This window comes from Kitasatospora sp. NPDC058218 (genome assembly GCF_042882445.1).
Taxonomy (GTDB): Bacteria; Actinomycetota; Actinomycetes; order Streptomycetales; family Streptomycetaceae; genus Kitasatospora.
The window spans coordinates 72114-96458 of the sequence record NZ_JBHVWC010000007.1 but is presented as its reverse complement, the minus strand read 5'-3'; the positions used below and the strand labels follow the sequence as shown (position 1 = coordinate 96458).

Annotated in this window: 5 protein-coding genes; all 5 read left to right on the top strand. The window is 76.0% G+C overall.

From position 1 onward, the window contains the following. The first annotated feature begins 390 nt into the window (after nucleotides 1-390). From ACFVYI_RS06125 to ACFVYI_RS06105, 5 genes are read left to right on the top strand one after another with little or no spacing between them, the layout of a single operon-like run. Nucleotides 391-6744: an SDR family NAD(P)-dependent oxidoreductase gene (locus ACFVYI_RS06125; protein ID WP_387881944.1), complete on the top strand. Its 6354-nt coding sequence runs from the start codon at nucleotides 391-393 to the stop codon at nucleotides 6742-6744. 5 nt (nucleotides 6745-6749) lie between these two features. Next, the gene (locus ACFVYI_RS06120) at nucleotides 6750-11525 is read left to right on the top strand and encodes a beta-ketoacyl synthase N-terminal-like domain-containing protein (RefSeq protein ID WP_387881943.1); all 4776 of its coding nucleotides are present in this window, start codon (nucleotides 6750-6752) and stop codon (nucleotides 11523-11525) included. Then, complete coding sequence (locus ACFVYI_RS06115) at nucleotides 11522-14977, top strand: type I polyketide synthase (RefSeq protein WP_387881942.1); 3456 nt, start codon at nucleotides 11522-11524, stop codon at nucleotides 14975-14977. The genes ACFVYI_RS06120 and ACFVYI_RS06115 overlap by 4 nt, the downstream gene beginning before the upstream one ends. After that, nucleotides 14970-18392, top strand: coding sequence for an amino acid adenylation domain-containing protein (locus tag ACFVYI_RS06110; protein ID WP_387881941.1), 3423 nt, complete (start codon nucleotides 14970-14972; stop codon nucleotides 18390-18392). The genes ACFVYI_RS06115 and ACFVYI_RS06110 overlap by 8 nt, the downstream gene beginning before the upstream one ends. A gap of 4 nt (nucleotides 18393-18396) precedes the next feature. Continuing rightward, a complete protein-coding gene (locus ACFVYI_RS06105) occupies nucleotides 18397-24312 on the top strand; it encodes an SDR family NAD(P)-dependent oxidoreductase (protein ID WP_387881940.1) in 5916 nt (1971 codons plus the stop codon). Nucleotides 24313-24345 lie beyond the last annotated feature (33 nt).

Here is a 24345-nt window from a genome sequence, read left to right as displayed (position 1 = left end):
ACAAGTGTCAGTAGAAGCTGGTCAAAGCCTTGTCCGCCGCGACCGACCCGGCCCACCATCGCACTGGTGATCGACTGCCTCGCGCCGCCCGGCGGCGCGAACGTCGCTCCGCCACCCGCCACCTGACCCACCGCCGCCCGCCTCACCGCGGACGGCCGCGTCGCCCCGCCGCCCCGCCGACGCCCGTTCGGCGGCACCCGTCCGACCGGCCCGAACCGAGCCGCCGTCCCCGTACGCGACACCCCCTCACCCCGCCCCCGCCGCACGCGCTCCCGGGCCTCCCTCGCCCGGAGCGGGACGACCTCACCGCCCCGGTCCGCACCGGCACCTGCCGACCGGGAGTCGACCCACGACCGATCCGGCTCACCACGGACGCCCGAGGAAGAGGACATGCACCCAGATCACGTGGTCCAGGACCAGACAGCGGCCCTGGCTGTCGTCGGAATGGCGGGACGGTTCCCCGGAGCCCCGGACGTCGAGAGCTTCTGGCGCCTGATGATGACGGGGGGCGACGCCGTCCGCCCCGTCCCCGCCACCCGGTGGGACGCCACCGCGCAACTCGACCCCCAGCGGGAGATCCAGGCCGTCGGCGGGTTCCTCGACGACGTCGAGCGGTTCGACGCCACCTTCTTCGGCATCTCCCCCCGGGAGGCCGAGATGCTCGACCCCCAGCAACGGCTGATGCTGGAGGCCGCCTGGCAGGCCCTGGAGGACGCCGGAACGCCCGCCCGCGCGCTGGCCGGCACCCGCACCGGCGTCTATGTCGGCGCTGGGTGGCACGACTACGAGCTGGTGGGCCGCAGGAGCGGCAGCGCCGTCACCCAGCACACCGCGCCCGGCTACGCGCTCGACATGATCGCCGCCCGGGTCTCCTACTTCCTCGGGCTCACCGGCCCCAGCCTGGTCGTCGAGACCGGCTGCTCCTCCGCACTGGTCGCGACGCACCTCGCCGCGCAGGCACTGCGCGCCGGCGAGGTCGACGGCGCCATCGTGGGCGGCGTCGCCCTGATGCTCGATCCGGCCGCGTCGATCGGCCTGACCCACTTCGGCGGGCTGTCCCCCGACGGCCGCAGCAAGGCCTTCGGCGCCGGGGCGAACGGCTTCGTGCGCGGCGAGGGCGTCGGCGCCCTGTACGTGAAGACCCTCGCCCGCGCGCTGGCGGACGGCGACCGGATCCACGGAGTCATCGCGGGCACGGCGGTGAACAACGACGGCGGCGGGCAGAGCGTGGTCTCGCCGAGCCCCGAGGGGCAGGAACAGCTGCTCCGGGACGCCTACCGGCGCTGGGGCATCCCGGCGGACCGGGTGGCCTACCTGGAGGCGCACGGCACCGGCACCGCGCTCGGCGACCCCATCGAGGCCGGTGCGGCCGGCCGGGTCCTGGGGCAGGCCCGCAGCGCCGACGCGGGGCCGCTGCCGATCGGATCGGTGAAGACCAACATCGGCCACCTGGAGGCCGCCGCCGGCATCCCGGGGCTGTTCAAGGCCCTGCTCTCGCTCCGGCACGGTGTCGTCCCGCCGAGCCTGCACTCCGCCGAGCTCAATCCCGAGATCGCGTTCGAGGAGCTCAATCTGCGGGTGGTCCGGGAGCCGCTGCCGCTGCCTGCGCATGAGCAGGCCTTCATCGGGGTGAGCAGCTTCGGCTGGGGCGGCACCAACGCGCACGTGGTGGTGACGAAGGCGCCCGGGCCCGCCCCGGCGACCGCCGCGCCCGCGCGGGAGGACAGCCGGCCCGGCACCCCGGTACTGCTGCCGCTCTCGGCGCACTCGGAGCAGGCGCTGGCCCAGCGGGCCCGCGACCTGCGCGAGACGCTGGCCGACGACGCCTGCCCGCTCCCCGCGCTCGCCGGCACGCTGGCCTGGCAGCGCGACCAGCTCCCGGTCCGGGCGGCCCTCACCGCCGCCGACGCCGCCGAGGCCGCCGAGCGGCTGGAGCGCCTGGCCGCCGACCCCGGGGCCCCGGGGCCCGGCGTGTTCACCGGGCGCGCCGCGGCCCGCGGCCGGACCGCCTTCGTCCTCCCGGGGCAGGGCTCGCAGTGGCACGGCATGGGCCGTGAACTCCTGGCCTCCGACCCGGTGTTCGCCGCCGTGGTCCGCCGCTGCGGCAAGGCCCTGGAGCCGTACGTCGACTGGGACCTGGTGCGGGTCGTCTCGGGTGAGGCCGGCGAGGAGTGGCTGTCGCGGATCGACATGCTCCAGCCGACCCTGTGGGCGGTCTCCCTGGGCCTGTACGAGGTGTGGCGGGCCGCGGGCGTCCACCCGGACGTGGTGGTCGGCCACAGCCAGGGCGAGGTCACCGCGGCCACCGCGGCGGGCATCCTCTCCTACGAGGACGGCGCGCTGGTGGTGGCCCGGCGCAGCGCCATCGCCCGGCGCGCCTCGGGCCGGGGCCGGATGCTGGCGGTGGACCTCGACCTCGACGCCGCCAAGGCGGCGCTGTCCGGCTTCGAGGAGGGCGTGTCCCTCGCCGTGAACAACGGGCCGAACAGCTGCGTGCTCTCCGGGGACACCGAACTGGTGCTGGCGCTCAAGGAGTTGTTGGAGGCCGAAGGGACGTTCTGCCGCCTGGTCAACGTGGACTACGCCTCGCACAGCCCGCAGATGGACGAGCTGGAGGAGGACCTGCTGGCGGCCCTGCGGACGGTGCGTCCGCGCCGGGGCGCCGTCGAACTGATGTCGACGGTCCGGGTGGCCTCGCTGGACGGGCCCGAGCTGGACGCCCGGTACTGGGTGGACAACCTGCGCCGGCCGGTGATGTTCGCCGACGCGATGGAGCGGCTCTTCGACAGCGGGGTCACCCATGTGGTGGAGATCAGCCCGCACCCGGTGCTCACCCCGGCCCTGGAACAGCTGGCGGCGCAGCGCCCCGTCCCGCCGCAGGTGCTGTCGACCCTGCGACGCGACCGGGGCTCGGCGGACATGGTCCGGGAGTCGATGGCCCTGGCGTACGTCAGCGGCCTCGAACCGTTCGAGGGCCTGCCCCGGGGCGCCTGGGCGCCGGTGCCGCCGTATCCGTGGCAGCGCAGCTCGCACTGGGTGGAGACGGGCCGTCGGCGAACCGCCGGCGGTACCGGGGACGACCTGGCGCTGATCCCCTCGGCGACCGAGCAGGGCGCCTGGCAGGGGACGCTGGAGCTGGCCCCGGCGGACATCCCCTGGGTGCGCGACCACCGGGTGTACGACGCGGTGGTGCTGCCCGGCACCGGGATGCTGGAGCTGGCCCTGCGGACGGCGCTGGCGCGCACCGGCGGCCCGCACCGGACGCTCGCGGACGTCGCCTTCCACAGCGATCTGACGCTCACCGAGGAGCCGGTGACGGTCGGTCTGGGCTGGCGCGACGACGTCACCGGCGGCGGCAGCTTCACCCTCTCCTCGTTGGAGGCGGGCGCGCACGGCTGGGTCCGGCACGCCTCGGCGCGGGTGCTGACGGACGACACGGCGACGGCGGTGCCGGCCTTCCCCGGGCACCTGCTGGGCCTGGACCCGACGCCGGCCGCGGAGTTCTACGCCGACTGCGCGGCGCGGGGGCTGAACTACGGACCGGCCTTCCAGGGCGTGCTGGAGCTGCGCGGCGGTGCGCGGGAGAGCCTGGCCGAGGTCCGGCTGCCGGACGGGTGCCCGGTCGGCGGCCACCGGCACCGGCTCCATCCGGCGCTGTGGGACGGGGCGCTGCAGGCCTGCGTCCCGCTCCACCCGGGCGAGGAGGCGGCCGTCCCGGTCGGGGTGCACCGCGTCCACCTGCACCAGGACCTGGCCGAACCGGTCACCGCGCTGTGGTCGCACGCGGTGCGCCGCGACCGGGGCGGGGTCGACCTGTTCCTCTTCGACGCGGACCGCCGGCCGCTGATGACGCTGGAGGGGCTGCGGATGCAGGGCCTCGCCGCCGCGGCCGATCCGTCCGACCCGTCCGCCACGGACACCGACCGGGTCCACCGGATGGAGTTCCGGCCGCAGGCCCGTCGGGAGGCGGACGGGTCCGGCGAGGGCGCCGCGGCCACCGGCCGCCGGGCGGTCTGCGCGGTGGCGGCGGTCGGCAGCACCGCGGCCCGCGAGCCGGCCGAGGCGCTGGCCGAGGCGCTGGGCGCACGGGGTGGTGCCGCCCTGGTCCGTACGGTGTCCGGCGCGGAGGCGGCCCGGACCACGGCCTGGGAGCAACAGCTCGCCTCGGTCGAGGAGTTGACCGAGGTGGTCTTCCTGGCGCCGCGCGCCGACGCCGGAGCGCGGGCCCAGCGCGACGGCCTGCTGGCACTGGCCGCGCTGGTCCGCGTCTGCACGTCCCGTCCGCTGGTCCCCCGGCTGGCCGTGGTCACGGCCGACGCGCAGCCCGGGCCGGCCGACACCGGCGACTGCGACCCGGGGGCGGCCCTGTACTGGGGCTTCGGGCGCGTGCTCCGCCGCGAGCATCCCGAACTGCGGCCGGTCCTCGTCGACATCGGATCCACCGAGCCCGCCTGGCCGGCGCACTGCGCCGCGGAGCTGCTCGCCGGCGACAGCGCGGACCAGGTGGTGCTGCGCGGTGGCGAACGCCTGGTCGGCCGACTGGTGCGGGGGGCGGTCCAGGATCCGGACGCCGCCCGGGATCCGGCCCGGCCCGCCTGGCGGACCGTCGGTCCGCAGCCGTTCCGTCTCGGCCCCGACCGCCAGGGCACCTGGGACGGGCTGGCGTTCCGCCCGCTGGAGCGGCGTGCCCCCGGCCCCGGGGAGATCGAGATCGCGGTGACCTCGGCCGCGCTGAACTTCATCGACGTGATGAAGGTGATGGGCACCTACCCCGACCCGACGGCCGACGGCCGGCTGCTCGGCCTCGACGGTGCGGGCGTGGTCACCAGAACGGGTGAGGGGGTGTCACGCTTCGCCCCCGGCGACCGGGTGGTCGCCTGCACCGGCGGCGGCTCGCTCGCCTCGCACCTGACGGTGCGCGCCGACCACGCGCACCCGGTGCCCGCGGGGATGGACGAGGCCACCGCGGCGGCGCTCCCGGCGGTCACGATCACCGCCTGGTACGGGCTGCGGCACCTCGCCGGGCTGGCCGTCGGCGAGACGGTGCTGATCCACTCGGCGGCCGGCGGCCTGGGGCTGGCGGCGGTCGGGGTGGCCCGGCTGCTCGGGGCCGAGATCATCGCGACGGCGGGCAGCGAGGAGAAGCGCCGGCGGCTCCGGACGCTCGGCATCCGGCACGTCTTCGACTCCCGGGACCTCTCCTGGGCCGACCGGGTGCGCGCGGCCACCGACGGCCGCGGCGTGGACGTCGTCCTCAACTCGCTGACCGGTGCGGCGATTCCGCTGGGGCTGGAGGTCCTGGCGGACGGCGGTCGCTTCGTCGAGGTGGGCAAGCAGGACATCTACGGCGGGCGCACGCTCAGCCTCGCCGCGTTCCGCAAGGGCATCAGCCTGGCCTCGCTGGACCTCGCCGCGGTGATCGCCCGCCGGCCCGGGCTGTTCACCCGACTGTTCGCCGAGGTGTGGGAGCGGGTCACCGCGGGCGAGCTGGGGCCGCTCCCGGTGCTGCGGTACGCCTTCGCGCAGGCACCGGAGGCGCTGCGCGCGATGTCGCGCGGCCAGCACATCGGCAAGTTCGTGCTGTCGGACCCCGCCACCGTCACCTCGGTGGCCCCGGAACCGCTGCGGGACGGCCGCTTCCGGGGCGACGGCACCTATCTGATCACCGGTGGCCTCGGTGCCCTCGGGCTGTCGCTCGCCGAGTTCATGGCGGAACGCGGCGCCGGCCGGCTCGCGCTGGTCGGGCGCTCGGCCCCGGGGGCCGAGGAGGTGGCGCGGATCGAGGCCGTCCGCGCGCGGGGCGTCACGGTGGAGACCTTCGAGGCCGACGTCGCCGACCCGGCCGCGGTGCACCGGGTACGGGCGCAACTGCCGCCGCTGCGGGGAGTGGCGCACGCGGCCGGCCTGCTGGACGACGCCACCGTCCGGAACCTGACGCCGGAGCAGCTGCGCCGGGTGCTGGCGCCCAAGGTGGACGGCGCGCTCAACCTGGACGCGGCCACCGGGGGCGACCCGCTGGACTTCTTCCTGCTGTTCTCCTCGGCGGCGGCGCTGTTCGGCAACGCCGGCCAGGCGGCCTACGCGGCGGGCAACGCCTTCCTGGACGCGCTCGCGGTGGCCCGGCGGCGGCGCGGCCTCCCCGCGCTGAGCGTGCAGTGGGGCCCGTTCAGCGACGTCGGCCTGGCCGCCCGGGAGGACAACCGGGGCGCCCGGCTGGCGGATCGCGGGATGGCCGGGTTCACCACCGGGGAGGCCTGGCGCGCCCTGGAGGGATTCCTGGGCGGCGACGAACAGGTGGTCTCCTACGTGCCGATCGACCTGCGGCAGTACCTGGAGGCCTACCCCGACACCGCGACCCTGGACAGCTGGAGCGCGCTGCGGGACCTCGCCCGGAGCGGCGCGAGCGCCACCACCGCCGGGGCGGCCTTCCTCGCCGACCTGCGGTCCGCCCCGCCGGACCGCCGGCAGGAGCTGCTGGAGGCCAAGGTGCAGGAGCTGGCCGGCCGGGTACTGCGGCTCGACGCGCAGGCCATCGACCGGGACGCGCCGTTCAAGGCGCTCGGGCTGGACTCCCTGATGGGGCTCGAACTGCGCAACCGGCTGGAGGCGGCGTTCGGACTGCGGCTGTCGCCGACCCTGCTGTGGACGTACGGCACCGCCCGGGCGCTCTCCGGGGTGCTGGCGGAGCGGCTGCTCGGTGACCCGGCGTCCGGCACGGACGCCCCTACGGACGAAGAGGACTGACGGCCGTGGAGGCACCGCGCGAGATCACCACTGCCGCGCCCACGCCGCTGACCAGGGCGCTCGACACCGTCCGGAGGCTGCGGGCGCAGCTGGACGCCGCGAACGGCACCGGGCCGCTGGCCGTCGTGGGCATCGGCCTGCGGCTCCCCGGCGGCATCGCGGACCTGGACGGGTACTGGACCGCGCTGGCACAGGGCCGCGACCTGGTGCGCCCGCTGCCCGCCGTGCGCCGCGGACCGTTCGCCGCACAGTGGGAAAGGCTGCCGCACGTCGGCGGCTTCCTGGACGAGGTCATGGACTTCGACGCGGACTTCTTCGGGATGACCGCCGCGGAGGCCCGGGGTACCGATCCGCAGCAGCGGCTGCTGCTGGAGGTCGCCTGGGAGGCCCTGGAGAACGCCGCGCTGCCGCCGGACCGGCTGGACGCGGCCCGGACCGGCCTGTTCGTCGGGATCACCGGCCAGGAGTACTGGGACTGGCAGCGCGGCGAGCCGGACACCCACTGGGCCGCCGGCAACGGCCACTGCTTCACGGTGGGCCGGCCGGCGTACGCGCTGGGGCTGGGCGGTCCGGCCATCACGGTGGACACCGCCTGCTCGTCGTCCCTGGTCGCCGTGCACCTGGCGCGGCAGGCGCTGGCCCGCCGGGAGTGCGACGTGGCGCTGGCCGGCGGGGTCAACCTGGTGCTCTCGCCGCGCGCGACCAGGCTGCACCAACTGGCGGGCACGCTGTCGCCGGACGGGCGGTGCAGCCCCTTCGACGCCCGCGCCAACGGCTTCACCCGGGGCGAGGGCTGCGGCGTCCTGGTCCTCAAGCGCCTGGCGGACGCACGGCGCGACGGCGACCGGGTGCACGCCGTGATCCGGGGGACGGCGGTGAACCAGACCGGCCGCTCCACCGGCTACACCGCTCCCAACGTGCTGTCGGAGGCCGCCCTGATCGGGACGGCGCTGGCGGACGCCGGACTCGCCCCCGCCGACATCGGCCTGGTGGAGGCGCACGGGACCGGCACCCCGCTCGGGGACGCCATCGAGATGGAGGCGATCGCCACCGCGCTGGGGGAGCGCAACGGCGGGGCCGCGCTGGCCGTCGGCTCGGTCAAGGCCAACCTGGGCCATCCGGAGTCCGCCGCCGGGGTCGTCTCGCTGATCAAGGCGGTGCTGTGCCTGCAACGGCGCGCGGTGCCGCCGCTGGTGCACTTCTCCACCCTGAACCCGCTGATCGACCTGGACGGCACGGGCATCACCCTGCCGACGGCGCTGCAGCCGTGGCCGGAACGCGCCGGCCGTCATGCCGCGGTCAGCGCCTTCGGCATGGGCGGGACCAACGCCCAGGTCATCCTCGGGCCGGCCGAGGAGCCGAGCGAGGAGCCGAGCAACGGGGCTGCGGGCGCCGCGGTGCCGGTCCGCGGCTTCGAGCTCTCGGCGCGGACGCCGGAGGCGTTGCGCGCCCTGGCGGCCGCCTTCCACCGGCGCCTCACGGAGCTGCCGGACGACAGCTACCCGGCGTTCGCGTACACGGCGGGCTCCGGCCGGGCGCACCACCGCTGGCGGGCGCGGATCGCCGCCCCCGACCGGGCCACCGCGCTGCGGGCGCTCCACGGGCTCGCCGAGGGCACCTCGCCCGAGCTGGTGCCGACCGACCGGGGCCAGGAGCGGGACAGCGGGCGGGACCACGGGCAGGACAGCGTGGACGGCGAGCCCGAGGTGCTTCCCCGGGCCGTCGTCGACCTCCCGAACTACCCCTGGCAGCGGCGGCGTTACGCACCCGAGCCGGCGGACGCCGGTGCGACGCCCACCGGTCCGACGCCCGCCGGCGCACAGCCCGCCGAGGCGGCGCCCGGGCCGGAGCGGCGGGGCGCCGAGGCCCCGGCCGACGCCGCCGCCGATCCCCCGGCCGCCCACGCGCTCTTCGCGCTGGAGTGGGCGAAGGCCGAGAACACCGGCGCGCCGCCCGCCGGCGGGCCCGGCCGGTGGCTGCTGTTCGCCGACCGCGCCGGTGCGGTCGAGGCACTGCGCGCCGAGATCACCGCCCGCGGCGGCAGCTGTGTGACCGTCACCCCGGGGACGCACTACCGACGGCCGGACCCGCTCCACCACGAGATCGACCCGCGGCGGCCGGAGCACCTCGCCGCCCTCCTCCAGGAGGTACGCGCCGGCGCCGACGAGCCCTGCGCCGGGGTGGTGTACGGCTGGGGCCTGGATGCCGACTCCGCTCTCCCGGGCGAGCCCGGCCGGCTGCCGGGGCCGGAGGAACGGGAGAGCGTCAGCCGACCCGTCCTGCGCCTGGTCGAGGAACTCGCCCGCGACGTCCTGCCCGGTGGGCCCCGGCTCACGCTGCTGACCCGGGGCGCGCAGCGGGTGGACGGCGCGGACCCGGCCCCCGTCCTCGCCCACGCGCTGCTGACAGGACCGGCCGGGGCGGCCGCGGCCGAGCACGACCGGCTGCGCCTCGCCGTCGTCGACCTCGACCCGGACCTCGCCCGGTACGACGCCGGCCGGCTGCTCGACGTGCTGCTGCTCCCCCGCGAGGAACCGCGGACCGCCCTGCGCGGCCCCGCCCGGTACACCCCCGTCCGGACTCCCCAGGACTCCGCGGACGGATCCGAACCCGCTTGGCAACGGCGGCCGTTCGCCCCGGAGCGGGATGCCAATCACCGGATCCTGGCGGTCCGGCCCGGCATCCTGGAGAGCCTGACGCCGACCCGGTGGGAGCGGACTCCGCCGGGGCCGGGCCAGGTCGAGATCGAGGTCGCGGCGGCCGGACTCAACTTCAGCGACGTCCTCAAGGCGATGGGCGCCTATCCGGGGGCCTCGGGAACCGTCCCGCTGGGCGTCGAGTGCGCGGGCCGGATCAGCGCGGTCGGCGAGGGCGTCGACCGCTTCCGGGTCGGGGACCGGGTGATGGCGGTGGTGCCGTCCGGGCTGGCCGCGTACACCACCACCGAGGCCCATCTGGTGGCACCGCGACCGGCGGCGCTCGACGACGACCGGGCGGCGGCCACCCCGGTCGCCTACCTCACCGCCGTGTACGGGCTGTGCCACCTGGCCCGGCTGCGGGCGGGCGAGCGGGTGCTGATCCACTCGGCGACCGGCGGCGTGGGCCTGGCCGCGCTGGCGGTGGCCCGGCGGTGCGGCGCGGAGGTCCTCGCCACGGCCGGGAGCGAGGAGAAGCGGCGGTTCCTGCGCGACCTGGGCGTGGAGCGGGTGATGGACTCCCGGTCGGTGGCCTTCGCCGACGAGGTCGTCGCGTGCACCGACGGCCGCGGTGTCGACGTGGTGCTCAACTCGCTGACCGGCGAGGCGCTGCGGCGCAGCCTGGCCCTGCTGGCGCCCGGCGGGAGGTTCGTGGAGCTCGGCAAGCGCGACATCCACGACGACAGCCCGGTCGGCCTCGGCTTCCTCAAACGGAACCGCTCGCTGTTCGCCGTCGACCTGGAGCAGACCTTCCTGGAGCAGCCGGCGCTGCTGGCCGAGCTGTTCGACGAGGTGGTGCGGGGCTTCGACAGCGGGCAGTTCGGCCCACTGCCGGTCACCGTCCACCCGTTCGCCGAGGCGCCGGCGGCCTTCGCCCGGATGGCCCGGGCCCGGCACACCGGGAAGCTGGTGCTCCGGCCGGAGCGGGCGCCGGAGATCGCGGTGCCGCCCACCCGGCCGGGCCTGCGGGCGGCGGCGTGCTACCTGGTCACCGGCGGGGCGAGGCCCGCGGCCCTGGCGGCGGCGCGGCAGCTGGCCGACCTGGGCGCCCGGCGGATCGCGCTGCTCCGGGCCCCGTCGGCCGACGCCGACACCGGAGCGGACACCGGGGCCGACGCCGACACCGGAGCCGTGTCCGAGGTGGTGGCCGAGCTGCGCTCCCTGGGCGTCGAGGTCACGCTGCCGATGGCGGACCTGTCCCGCTCCGGGGACGTGGCCGCCCTGCTGGCCGGGCTCGACACCGCGTCGGCGCCACTGGCCGGTGTGGTGCACACCGGGGACGCCCCGGACGACGCCACGGCGCCGGCGCCCAGCGACGACCTCCTGCACTCCACCGCGACCCAGGCCGCCGACGCCTGGCAACTCCATCTGGCCGCGTCCGCACGGAAACTGGACTTCTTCGTGCTGTGCTCCCCGGCCACCCGGCCGGGCCGGGACGCCCCGGTCGGCGCCTTCCTGGACGCGCTGGCCGCGCACCGCCGGGCCCTCGGACTGCCCGCCCTGAGCGTCAACCGCGAGGGCCTCGCGGCTCTCGGCCGCCTGCTGGACAGCCCGGCCGCGGTGGCCCGGGTGGCCACCGGCGACGACGCCCCGGCCGGGGACGGCGGCGCGATCCGCCGGCAGCTGCTGGAGGTCGAACCGGGCCGGCGCCGCCGGGCCCTGCTGGCCCGGCACTGCGGGGACCTCGCCGCCCGGGTGCTCGGGGCGCACCGGTCCACCCCGGACGGCGCCGCCATCGACGGCACCGCGCCGCTGGCCGCCCTCGGCTTCGACTCCATGCGCACCCTGGAGCTGCGCTCGCGGCTGGAGACGTCGCTCGGGGTGCGGCTGCCACCGACGCTCGGCTGGCAGTACCCCACCCTGGACGCGCTGGTGCCCTACCTCGCCGAGCGGATGGGGATCCCGCTGGAGGCCGTCGCGGCCACCGTCCCGCCGCCGGTCCGGGAGCCGGCGGCGGCCCCGGCCGCCGTGGCGGAGCTCGATCTCGACGGGCTCTCGGAGCGCGAGCTCGAAGCGCTCCTCCTCGCCAGGACCGAGCAGTTCGACACCAGTGCCGATCCGATCGAGCGGAGCCAGGGACGATGACCACACGGCCCACCAGCACACAGGACAGCAGCACCGGGGACAGCACCACCCGGGACGGTACGGCTCGGGGCGGCGGGCCCGCGTCGATGACCGCGATGAAGCGCGCCGTCCTGACGATGGAGCGGATGCAGCGCCGGATCGACGCGTACGAGCAGGCCCGGTCCGAGCCGATCGCCATCGTGGGCGTCGGCTGCCGGTTCCCCGGCGGGGTGACCGACCCCGAGTCGTACTGGGAGCTGCTGAGCGGCGGCACCGACGCGATCGGCGAGATCCCGCCCGACCGCTGGGACGTGGACGCGTTCTACGACGAGGAACCGCGCCGCCCGGGGCGGAGCAGCACCCGCTGGGGCGGCTTCCTGGACCACATCGACCGGTTCGACCACGAGTTCTTCGGCATCTCCCGGCGCGAGGCGGTGTCCATGGACCCGCAGCAGCGACTGGTGCTGGAGGTCGCCTGGGAGGCCCTGGAGGACGCCGGGCAGGCCCCGCACGCGCTGGCCGGCAGCCGGACCGGGGTCTTCCTGGGGATCTGCAGCAACGACTACGCCGGGCTGCTGTTCCGCGAGCCCGAGGACATCACGGCCCACGCGAGCACCGGGGTCGCCCACAGCATCGCCAGCGGCCGCCTGTCGTACCTGCTGGACCTGCGCGGGCCGAGCGTCTCGGTGGACACCGCCTGCTCCTCCTCGCTGGTCGCCGTGCACCAGGCGTGCCAGAACCTGCGGCTCGGCGAGTGCGACCTGGCGATCAGCGGCGGGGTGAACGCGGTGCTGTCGCCCGAGGCGGCCATCTCCTTCTCGCAGTTCCCGGAGATGCTGGCCGCCGACGGCCGGTGCAAGACCTTCGACGCGGCGGCGAACGGCTTCGTCCGCAGCGAGGGCTGCGGCGTGGTGGTGCTCAAGCGGCTGTCGGACGCGCTGCGGGACGACGACCGGGTGCTCGCGGTGATCCGCGGCTCCGCGGTCAACCAGGACGGGCGCAGCTCGGGCCTGACCGCGCCGAACGGAGCCGCGCAGCGCGACCTGTTCCACCGCGCCCTGGCGGCCGGCGGGACCGACCCGCGCCGGCTCGGCTACATCGAGACGCACGGCGCGGGCACCAGGCTGGGCGACCCGATCGAGGTGGCGGCGCTGGCCGAGGTCTACGGCCGCGAGGAGGGCTCGCCGCTCTACCTGGGCGCGGTGAAGACCAACCTCGGCCATCTGGAGGCGGCGGCCGGGATCGCCGGGCTGATCAAGGCCGCGCTCTGTGTCGACCGCGGCCTGATCCCGCCCAATCTGCACTTCGGCGAACTCAATCCGCACATCTCCTTCGACCGGACCACCTTCGCCGTGCCGACCCGCCTCACCCCGTGGCCGACCGGCGCGGGGCCGGCCGACGGGGAATCGTCCGACGAGGGGCCGATCGATGGGGGTCCGGCCGACGGGGGGCGGCGGCTGGCGGCCGTGAGCAGCTTCGGGTTCAGCGGGACCAACGCGCACCTGATCCTGGAGCAGGCACCCGAACGTCCGGTGCCCGAGCCGGACGCACGGCGCCCGCTCTCGGTGCTGGCCCTGTCGGCGAAGAGCGGGACGTCGCTGCTCAAGCTCGCCCGGCGCTACCAGGACCGGCTGTCGGCGGCGGATCCCGGGGCGGTGGCCGACCTCTGCTTCGCCGCCAACACCGGCCGCTCCCACTTCCCCCACCGGCTCGCGGCGGTGGGGGCCGGGGCCCGGGAGATCGCGGACCGGCTGGCGGACTTCGTGCGGGACGATCCCGGGGACGGGCTGGCGCTCGGCCGGGCCGACGGCGGCGGCGCCGCGGCCGGCGACGCGGTCTTCCTGTTCACCGGACAGGGCCCGCAACGGGCGGGCATGGCCCGGCAGTTGTACGAGACACAGCCGTCGTTCCGGCGGACCCTCGACCGTTGCGACGAGATCCTGCGGGACGTCCTGCCGTCGTCTTTGCTCTCCGCCGTCCACCCCGGGCGGCCGGGTGCGGCCGCCGACGGCGATCTGATCGACACCATGGAGTACGCCCAGCCCGGTCTCTTCGCCGTGGAGTACGCCCTGGCCGAGCTCTGGCGCTCGTGGGGCGTGGAGCCGGCCGCCGTCATCGGCCACAGCCTCGGCGAGTACACCGCCGCGTGCTTCGCGGGCGCGCTGTCGCTGGAGGACGGTCTGCGGCTGGTCGCCGAACGCGGCCGGCTGCTCCAGCAGCTCGCCGGGGCCGGCGCCATGGCGGCCGTCCGCGCCCCGGCCGAGGAGGTCGCGGAGGAACTCGCCCGGTACGAGGCCTCGCTGGTCTCGGTCGCCGCCGTCAACGGACCGGCGAACACCACCGTCTCGGGCGTGCGGGAGGTCGTCGACGCGGTCTGCGAGGCCTTCACCGCGCGCGGCGTGGAGGTGAAACGGCTGCGCATCTCCACCTCCTCGCACTCCCCGCTGGTCGAACCGGTCCTGGACCCGCTGCGCAAGGCGCTGGACCAGGTCTCCTTCGGCCCGCCCCGGATCCCGCTGCTGTCCAACCTGACCGGCCGGCTGTGGCCGTGGGACGAGCCGCTGGACACCGACTACTGGCTCCGGCACGCCCGGCAGCCGGTGCGCTTCGCCGACGGCGTCCGGGCCCTGCACGACCTGGGGTACCGCAGCTTCCTGGAGGTCGGCCCGGCGCCGACCCTGCTGGGCCTGGTCCGCGAGATCCTGACCGGCGACGACGTGCTGATGCTGCCCAGCCTGCGGCCGACGCACGACGACTGGGAGGTCCTGCTCGGCAGTTTGAGCCGGCTGTACGCCGACGGTGCCGAGGTCGACTGGGCCGGGTTCGACCGCGACTACACCCGCTCCCGGACGCCGCTGCCGCACTACCCGTTCGCCCCCACCCGTTGCTGGCACGAGCCGGGCGGCGGTGGATCCGCGGTCCCGGGCCGCGGTGCCCCGGCCCGGGGTGGCGCACGGCCGCCCGAGGAGCAGCCGGCCGAGCGGCCCGCGCGTCCCGGGGTGCCCGGCGCCCCGGGACGGTCCGCCGTGAGCGGGCTCCCCAGCGCCGAGGAGCTGCTGCGGGCACCCGCCGGGGAGCGCGTCGCCACACTGATCACCCGGCTGGCGTCCAGCGTGCGGGCGGCCCTGGGGTCGCGGGCGGCCGCCGTCGACCCCGACGTGCCGCTGTCGGGGCTCGGGCTGGACTCGCTGATGGCCGTGGAGCTCAGGAACGAGATCAGCAGCCGGCTGGGGATCACGGTGACGGTGGCCGACTTCCTCAAGGGCGCGACCCTCCGCAGCCTGGCCGAGCAGGTGGCCGGCGAGCTGGCGGACGGGCCGGCCGGCCCGGGGCTGGAGGGCACCGACGACGGGACGGCGATCCGCCGGGTGGCCCGGGCCGGGGACCGGACGGCGGAGCTGCTGGCACTCCTGGACCAGGTGTCCGGGGAGCCGGCGGGCACCCCGGCGGGAGCGGAGCGGTCGGATGACTGAGCTCGAAGAGCACCTCGCGGAACTGTCCCCGGAACAGCGGGCGCGCCTCGCGGAACTGTCCCCGGAACAGCGGGCGCGCCTCGCGGAACTGCTCACGGAACAGCGGGCGCGCCTCGCGGAACTGCTCACGGACCGGCCGCCGTCGGACGGCGCAGCGGCCGAGGACGTCTTCCCGCTCTCGGTGTTCCAGCAGGGCATGTGGTTCCTGGAGCAGGTCCGGCCGGAGAACCCGGCGTACGTGGTGCCGGGCGCGGTGCGCGTCCGCGGCGCCGTGGACGCCCGGCTGCTGCGGGACGCGCTGAACGAGGTGGTCCGGCGGCACGAGGCGCTGCGCACCACCTTCCGGCTGCGCGACGGCCGGCCGGTCCAGGTGGTGCGGCCCCGGCTGACGCTGGAGCTGCCCGAGGTCGATCTGCGGCAGGCGCGGCTCACGGGCGCCGAGTTGGAGCACCGGATCGCCGCGGCGGCGATCGGCGAGCCGTTCGACCTGGAGACCGGCCCGCTGGTGCGGACGGCGCTGCTGCGGACCGCCGACGACGAGTCGGTGCTGGTACTGGCCCTGCACCACCTGGTCTCGGACCGCTGGTCGGTCTGGGTGCTGCTGTCCGAACTCTCCACCCTGTACGCGGCGTTCGCGGCGGGCCGCCCCTCGCCGCTGCCGGACCTGCCGGTCCAGTACGGGGACTTCGCGCTCTGGCAGCGGGAGCAGCAGGAACAGGGCCGCTGGGCCGGACAGTTGGCGTACTGGCGGGAGCGGCTGGCCGGCGCCCCGGCGGCGCTGGAGCTGCCGACGGACCGGCCCCGGCCCGCGGTCCAGGGCTTCAACGGCGGCACGCTGCCGTTCGAGCTCCCCGAGCCGCTGATGCGGGAGCTGGGCCGGCTCGCCCACCGGCGCGGCGCGACCACCTACATGGCACTGCTGACCGTCTTCACCGTCCTGCTGTCCCGGTACGGCCGCCGGCCCGACGTGGTGGTGGGCGTGCCCATGGCCGTCCGGGACCGGCCCGAACTGGAGCCGCTGATCGGGTACTTCGTCAACACCCTGCCGATCAGGACCGACCTGGGCGGGGATCCGACCTTCGCCGAGGTGCTCGACCGGGTCCGGACGGCCTGCCTCGGCGCCTACGAGCACCAGGAGGTGCCGTTCGAGCTGGTGGTCGGGGAGGTGAACGCGGCACGCGACCTCAGCCGGCCGCCGGTCTGCCAGGTGAGCTTCGCCTACGGCGGGGAGGCGGTGCCGCGCCTCACCCTGGGCGGTGCGGAGCTGGACCGGGTGCCGGTCCGGAGCGAGGGGGCGCGCTTCGACCTGGAGCTCCAGGCCTTCGACCGCGACGGTGGGCTCAGCGGCTGGTTCGAGTACGACCGCGACCTGTTCGACGAAGCCACCGTCGCCCGGCTGGCCGCCCACTTCCGCCGGCTGGCGGAGCAGGTGGTGGCGGCCCCGGAACGGCCGGTCAGCGAACTGGAGTTGCTGGCGGACGACGAACGCCGGCGGATCCTGGAGGAGTTCAACGCCACCGACCGGACCTGGCCCGAGGAGGCGGGCTGGATCCACCGGTCCTTCGAGGAGCAGGCGCGGCGCCGCCCCGAGGCGGAGGCGGTGCGCTTCGAGGGGCGCGCACTGGGCTACCGGGAGCTGAACCGGCGCGCCAACCGGCTCGCCCACCGGCTGCTGCGGCTCGGGGTCGGCCGCGACGTCGTGGTGGGCGTCGTCATGGAGCGGTCACCGGAGCTGGTGGTGGCCCTGCTGGCGGTGCTCAAGGCGGGCGGCGCCTACCTGCCGCTGGACCCAGGCCTCCCGCCCGCCCGGCTGGAGCACATGATCCGGGACGCCCGGACGCCGGTGCTGCTCACCGAGCGCGGGCTGCTCGGACGGCTGCCCGCGACCGGCGCCGAGGTGCTGTGCGTGACGGAGTTCGAGGCCGCGCCGGGCGACGAGCCGGACAGCGACCCGCGGGTCGCGGTCGACGGCGAGGACCTGGCCTACGTGATCTACACCTCCGGCTCCACCGGCACCCCCAAGGGCGTGCTGAACGTGCACGCCGGGATCCGCAACCGGCTGCTGTGGATGCAGGACGCCTACCGCCTGGACGCCACCGACCGGGTGCTGCAGAAGACGCCGTTCTCCTTCGACGTGTCGGTGTGGGAGTTCTTCTGGCCGCTGACGACCGGGGCGACGCTCGTCCTCGCCCGCCCGGACGGCCACCGGGACGCCGGCTACCTGGCGCGGACGATCCGGCAGGAGCGGGTCACCACGGTGCACTTCGTGCCGTCCATGCTCCAGGTCTTCCTCCGGGAGCCGGTGGAGGAGTGCGGCAGCCTGCGCCGGGTGGTCTGCAGCGGCGAGGCGCTGCCGCGCGACCTCCAGGACCGCTTCCTGGCCCGCTCCCGGGCCCGGCTGTACAACCTGTACGGCCCGACCGAGGCGGCCGTCGACGTCACCCACTGGACCTGCCGCGCGGAGGACGACGCGCGGCCGGTGCCGATCGGCAGGCCGATCGCCAACACCCGGGTGTACGTGCTGGACGAGTCGCTGCGGCCGGTACCGGTCGGGGTGCCGGGGGAGCTCCACCTCGGCGGGCGGGGCCTGGCCCGCGGCTACCTGAACCGGCCCGACCTGACCGCCGAGCGGTTCGTCCGCAGCCCCTTCGACCCGGACCCGGCGGCGCGGCTCTACCGGACCGGGGACGTGGCCCGCTTCCGGACGGACGGGACGCTGGAGTTCCTGGGCCGGCTGGACCACCAGGTGAAGCTGCGCGGCTTCCGGATCGAGCCGGGCGAGATCGAGGCCGCGCTGGCCGCGCACCCCGGGGTGCGCGAGGCGGTGGTGACGGCCCGCCCGCACCGGGCCGGGGACGTCCGGCTGGTGGCCCACCTGACGGCGGCGGGCGCCGGGGCGCCCGAGGCCGGGGAGCTGGCCCGCCACCTGCGGCGGCAGCTGCCCGCGTACATGGTGCCCGCCGCCTTCGAGGTACTGGACGCCCTCCCGCTCACCCCCAACGGCAAGGTGGACCGCGCGGCCCTGCCCGAACCGAGCGGCGCCCGGCCCGAACCGGGGGCGCGGTTCACGGCGCCCTCGCCCGGCCTGGAACACACCCTGGCGGGGCTGTGGCGCACGGTGCTGGGGATCGACCGGGTCGGCGCCCACGACAACTTCTTCGACCTCGGCGGGCACTCGCTGCTGATGGCCGAGCTGCGCTCGCTGCTCGCCGCGGACACCGGGCACCGGGTGTCGATGGTCGAGCTGTTCCAGCACCCCACGGTCGCGTCGCTGGCCGCGCACCTGAGCCGGCCGGACGGTCCGTCCACGACCCCCGGGCCCGCGGCGCGCCGACGCGCGGAGGACCGTCGCCGGGCCGGCGCCCGACGACGACAGGCGGCCGGACGCCGCGCCGTACCCGAGAGCGATAGGTGACCCGATGTCGGAGATGTCCGAAGAGCTCGACCAGATAGCCATCGTCGGCATGGCCGGCCGCTTCCCCGGGGCCCCCGACGTCGACGCCTTCCGGAGGAACCTGGAGCAGGGCCGCGAGTCCATCACCACCTTCTCGGAGCACGAGCTCCTGGCCGCGGGGGTGAGCCCGGCCCTGCTGGGCCGGGACGGCTACGTCCGGGCCAGGGGCGTGCTGGAGGACGCCGACCGCTTCGACGCCGCCTTCTTCGGCTACAGCCCGCGCGAGGCCGAGATCATGGACCCGCAGCACCGGGTGTTCCTGGAGTGCGCCTGGGAGGCCCTGGAATCCGCCGGCTGCGTCCCGGAGGACTTCGAGGGGCGGATCGGGGTCTTCGCCGGGTCCGGGATGAACAGCTATCTGCTGCACAACGTGACGGCCAACCGCCGGGTCTTCGACGCCGCGGGGCCCTACCAGACCATGCTGGCCGGGGAGAAGGACTTCCTCGCCACCAGGGTCGCGTACAAGTTCGGCCTCACCGGCCCGGCGCTGAGCGTGCAGACCGCCTGCTCCACCTCGCTCACGGCGGTCCACCTGGCCTGCCAGAGCCTGCTCAACAGCGAGTGCGACCTCGCGCTGGCCGGCGGCGTCGCGGTCGGCTCGCCGCTGCGCCAGGGCCACCTGTACGAGCCCGGCGGCATCCTCTCGCCGGACGGGCACTGCCGCCCCTTCGACGCCGCGGCGGGCGGCACCGTACCCGGCAGCGGCACCGGCGTCGTGGTGCTGCGCCGGCTGGCCGACGCCCGCCGCGACGGCGACACCGTGGACGCCGTCATCCTGGGCTCCGCGATCAACAACGACGGCTCGCTGAAGGCGGGTTACACCGCGCCCGGGGTGGACGGACAGGCCGCGGTGATCGCCGAGGCGCTGGCGATGGCCGGCGTGAGCGCCGGCACCGTCGGCTACGTGGAGACCCACGGCACGGGCACCGCCCTCGGCGACCCGATCGAGATCGCCGCGCTGACCCGCGCCTTCCGCGCGGACACCGAGGCCACCGGCTACTGCGCGATCGGCTCGGTGAAGAGCAACATCGGCCACCTGGACGCCGCCGCCGGGGTCGCCTCGCTGATCAAGGCCGTGCTGGCACTGCGGCACGAGGCCCTTCCGCCGTCACTGCACTTCACCGAGCCCAACCCCGAACTCGACCTGGAGAAGAGCCCGTTCTTCGTCAACGACCGGCTGCGGCCGTGGCCCCGGGGGCCGGAGCCGCGCCGGGCCGGGGTCAGCTCCTTCGGCATCGGCGGCACCAATGTGCACCTGGTCCTGCAGGAGGCGCCCGCCCCGGAGCCCGCCAAGGTGCCCGCCGAGGTGCCCGCCGAGGTGCCCGCCGCCGGGCCGGTCCTGCTGCCGCTGTCGGGGCGGACGGCGGAGGCGGTCGCACAGAACGCGCACCGGCTCGCCGACCACCTGGCCGACCACCCCGAGGCCCGGTTGGAGGACGTCGCCCACACCCTGACCCGCCACCGGCGCGCGTTCGGGCAGCGCCGGACGGTGGTGGGTCGGGACCGGGCGGAGGCCGTCGCCGCTCTGCGCGCCGTCACGGCCGCCGAGGCCACCGAGGCCGCCGACCGGGCCCCGGTCGCCTTCCTCTTCCCCGGCCAGGGCACCCAGTACGTCGACATGGCCCGCGACCTGTACCGCCACGAGCCGGTCTTCACCGCCGAACTCGACCGCTGCGCCGAGCTGTTCACCGCCGAACTGGGCGAGGACCTCCGTGCCTCGCTGTTCCCCCGGCCCGGGCGGGCGGCCGCGGCCGAGGCCCGACTGGCCCGCACGGAGCTCGCCCAACCAGCCCTGTTCCTGGTCGAGTTCGCCCTCGCCCGGCAGTGGTCCGCCTGGGGCGTGCACCCGCACGCCATGGTCGGCCACAGCATCGGCGAGTACGTCGCGGCCTGCCTCGCGGGCGTCTTCTCCCTGGAGGACGCCGTCCACCTGGTGGCGGCGCGCGGCCGCCTGGTCCAGTCGATGCCGGCCGGGTCGATGCTCACCGTCTTCCTGTCCGAGGACGAGCTGGCGCCGTGGCTGGCCGACGACGACGGCGACGGCCTCGCCCTGGCCGCGGTCAACTCCAGTGCGCTGAGCGTGCTTTCCGGCCCGACCGGGGCGGTGGACGGGCTGGAGCGGCGGCTCGGGGCCGCCGGCATCCCCTGCCGCCGGCTGCACACCTCGCACGCCTTCCACTCCGCCACCATGGACGACGCCGTCGGGCCGCTGGTCGAGGCGGTCCGCACCGTCCGGCTGAACCCGCCGCGCATCCCGTTCTGCTCCAACGTCACCGGCACCTGGATCACCGACGAACAGGCGACCAGTCCGGAGTACTGGGGCCGCCACCTGCGGCAACCGGTGCGCTTCTGCGACGCCGCCGCACTGCTGCTGGCCGACCCGTCCCTGGTGCTGGTCGAGGTGGGCCCGGGCCACACCCTCGCCGACTTCCTCCACCGGCACCGCGACCGGCGCGACGACCGGGCCGTGGTCGGCTCGCTGCGGCACCCGCACGAGCGGGCCGACGACCGGGAGCACCTGCTGCACGCCCTGGGGGCGCTGTGGAGCGCCGGCGTCCCCGTCGACTGGACCGCCGTCCGCCCGGCCGCGGGCCGGCGGGCACTGCGCCTGCCCGGCTACGCCTTCCAGCGGCAGCGGTACTGGGTGGATCCCGACCCCGCCACCACCTCGGACGGCCTGCCGGTCGACGCCACCGCGCCGCTCGACGACTGGTTCCGCACCCCCGGCTGGAAGCGCCTCGCCCCCCGGGCCGCCGGCCACCGGCCCGAGGGCGGCCCGGAGCCGCTCTGGGTGGTGCTGGGCGACCACCTCGGCCTCGGCCGCGCCCTGGCCGGGCGGTTGGAGGAGCAGGGGGCATCCGTCGTCCGGGTCGGCGCCGGTGACGGGTTCCGCTCCCGCGGCGAGCGGTCGTGGTCGCTGGACCCGGCCGACCGGGAACACTTCGCCGACCTCCTCGGCTCACCGGAGGTGCGGGGCGCGGAGGCGGTCCGGCTGGTGCACCTGTTCAGCCTGGACGCCGAGCCGGCCGGGCCGACCGGCCCGCTGGACGAGAAGCGGTTCGACGAGGCCCGGCGGCTCGGCTTCGACAGCCTGCTCGCCCTGGCCCAGGCCATCGAGGACGCCCGCCCCTCGGTGCCGGTCACCATCGACGTGCTGTGCCGGGGCGTGCACAGCGTGACCGGGGAGGAGACGCTGCAGCCCGAGAACGCCACCCTGACCGGCCCGTGCACCGTCATCCCGCAGGAGCTGCCCGACGTCGAGTGCCGCGCCCTGGACATCACCGGCACCGACCCGGCCGCCCCGCCGGGCGCGTCGGTGCGCGCCGTGCACGAGCTGCTGGTCCGCGGCACCGAGGAACGCGAGCTGGCACTGCGCGGCCGGCACTGGTGGGTCCGCGACTTCGACCCGTTCCGGCTCGGCGCGGACGGCCCGGCGGACGGGGCCCCGGCGGACGGCCCGGCGGGCGAGACCCCGGCGGACGAGGCCCCGTTGCGCGCCGGCGGCGTCTACCTGATCACCGGCGGGCTCGGCGGCATGGGCCTGGCCTTCGCGGAGCAGCTGGCGCACAGCGTCGAGACCCCCGCGCTGGGGCTGCTCGGCCGCTCGGAGTTCCCCGCCGAGGAGGCCTGGGACCGCTGGCTGGACACCCACGGGGAGCAGGACCCGACCAGCGCCCGGATCCGGCGGCTGTCCCGGCTGCGGGAGCTCGGCGCCCGGATCGCGGTGCTGCGGGCCGATGTGACCGACCCGGCGCAGACCGCCGCCCGGATCGCCGAACTGCGCGACCGGTTCGGCCCGTTGAACGGCGTCATCCACGCGGCCGGGGCTCCGTCCGGCGGGATGATCGCGCGCAGGACCCGGGAGGACGCCGACCGGGTGCTGGCGGCGAAGACCCGCGGCACCCTGCTGCTCGACCGGCTCTGCCAGGACGACCCGCTGGACTTCTTCCTGCTCTGCTCCTCGGTCACCGCCGTCCTGGGCGGGCCCGGCCAGAGCGACTACGGCGCGGCCAACGCCTTCCTGGACGCCTTCGCCCAGTGGCGGCGGCAGCAGGGCCGCCCGGTGACCTCCATCGCCTGGGGCACCTGGGAGGGCGTCGGCATGGCGGCCGGGCTCACCCCCCGGCCGGACACGATCGGGGCGGTCGGGGCGAGCGCGGTCGACCCGGACGCGGTCGGGCCCGGCGGGCAGGAGACCGGCCACCCGCTGCTCCGCCTCGTCAGGTCCGAGGGGACCACCCACACCTACGCCACCGTCCTGAGCACCGCGGACCACTGGATCGTGGACGACCACCGCCTGATGGGCCACGGTCTCGTCCCGGGCACGGCCTACCTCGAACTGGTCCGCGCCGCGCTGGCCGAGCAGGCCGCCGGACGGGAGATCGAGCTCCACGACGTGCTGTTCATGACACCGGTGATCGTGCCCGACGGGCGACGCCGGACGGTATACACCACGATCGAGGAGCGGGACGGACGACCGCACTTCACGGTCCGCAGCCGCGGCGGCGAGGGCGCGCGGTGGCGGGAGCACGCCGTCGGGTCGGCGTCCTTCCACGAGCGCGGCCCGGACACCGTGCGCGACCCGGGCGCGGTGCCGGCCCGGTTCGAGGCCACCGAGGTCCTGTCGAGCGAGGAGGAGATCCGGCGCCGGCTGGGAGTGGAACGCTTCGAGGAGGGCGGCGGGCCGCTCCGGTTCCGGTTCGGGCCGCGCTGGCAGGTGCTGAAGACCATCCGGACCGACGGCCGGCGGATGCTCGCCACCCTCCGCCTGGACGACGCCTTCCTGGCCGACCTGGACGCCTACCCGCTGCACCCGGCCCTGCTCGACATGGCGGGCGGGGTCTTCCGGCTGCACGCCCGGGACCCGCACTACCTGCCGCTGACCTACCGCAGCCTGCGGATCCTGCACCCGCTGACCGCCACCGTGCTGGTCGGCGTGGAGATCGGGGAACCCGACGGGGCCACCGGCGAGACCCTCACCTGTGACCTCGAACTCCTCGACCCCGACGGTCGGTTGCTGGTCCAGGTGACCGACTTCACGGTCAAGCGGATCAACGACGTCGAGGCCCTGCTGGAGCAACTCCGGCAGACCGTCGCGGAGGCGGAAGGGGAGCCGGAGGGGGAAGCGACGGTGGAGGCGGCGGCCGCACCGGAGCACGGGACGGGAGGGAGCGGCGCCGGGACGGGGGCCCTGCGGGCACTCGGCGAGGGCTTCGACGAGCAGGCCGGCCGGGCAGCGTTCGCCCGGATCCTGTCGGAGCCCGCGCTCCCGGCCCATCTGGTGGTCTCGCCCAAGGACTTCACCGCGCTCCGCCGGCTGGCCCGGTCGATCACACCCGCCCTGCTCGCCCGGGAGATCGACCTCCTGGCGCCGCTGGGCGGCGCCCACCCGCGGCCCGACCTCGCCACCCCGTTCGTGGCCCCGGCCACCGACAGGGAGCAGGCGGTCGCGGCGCTCTGGCAGGAGGTCCTGGGCGTCGAGGAGGTCGGCGTCGACGACGACTTCTTCGCCCTGGGCGGCCACTCGCTGGCGGCGGTGCAGATCAACACCAGGATCCGGAGCCGGTTCGGGGCGGAGCTCGACCTGCGTGACTTCTTCCACTCCCCCACCGTCGCGCACACCGTCCGGCTGCTGGCCGGGGACGACGACGCGGACCGCGGCCGTGACGGGGACGGGATCGAGGTGCTGAGCCGCGACCGGCCGGACGAGCCGGCCGATGACCTGTCCGACCCGGATGACCAGGATGACCTGGATGACCCGGATGACCTGCGCGAACTGTCCGAGCTGGCGGACCTGTCCGACGACGAGGTGGCGGCCCGGCTGGCGGAGCTGCTCGCCGAGGAGCCGGACGACCGGCGGGACCGGAGGGCACAGCGATGAGCGAGCGAGAGCCGGCCGGTCGCGACACACACG

Coding starts and splice junctions, on each gene's coding strand:
- ACFVYI_RS06125 (WP_387881944.1), top strand. CDS start 391: ATGCACCCAGATCACGTGGTCCAGGACCAGACAGCGGCCCTGGCTGTC.
- ACFVYI_RS06115 (WP_387881942.1), top strand. CDS start 11,522: ATGACCACACGGCCCACCAGCACACAGGACAGCAGCACCGGGGACAGC.
- ACFVYI_RS06110 (WP_387881941.1), top strand. CDS start 14,970: ATGACTGAGCTCGAAGAGCACCTCGCGGAACTGTCCCCGGAACAGCGG.
- ACFVYI_RS06105 (WP_387881940.1), top strand. CDS start 18,397: ATGTCGGAGATGTCCGAAGAGCTCGACCAGATAGCCATCGTCGGCATG.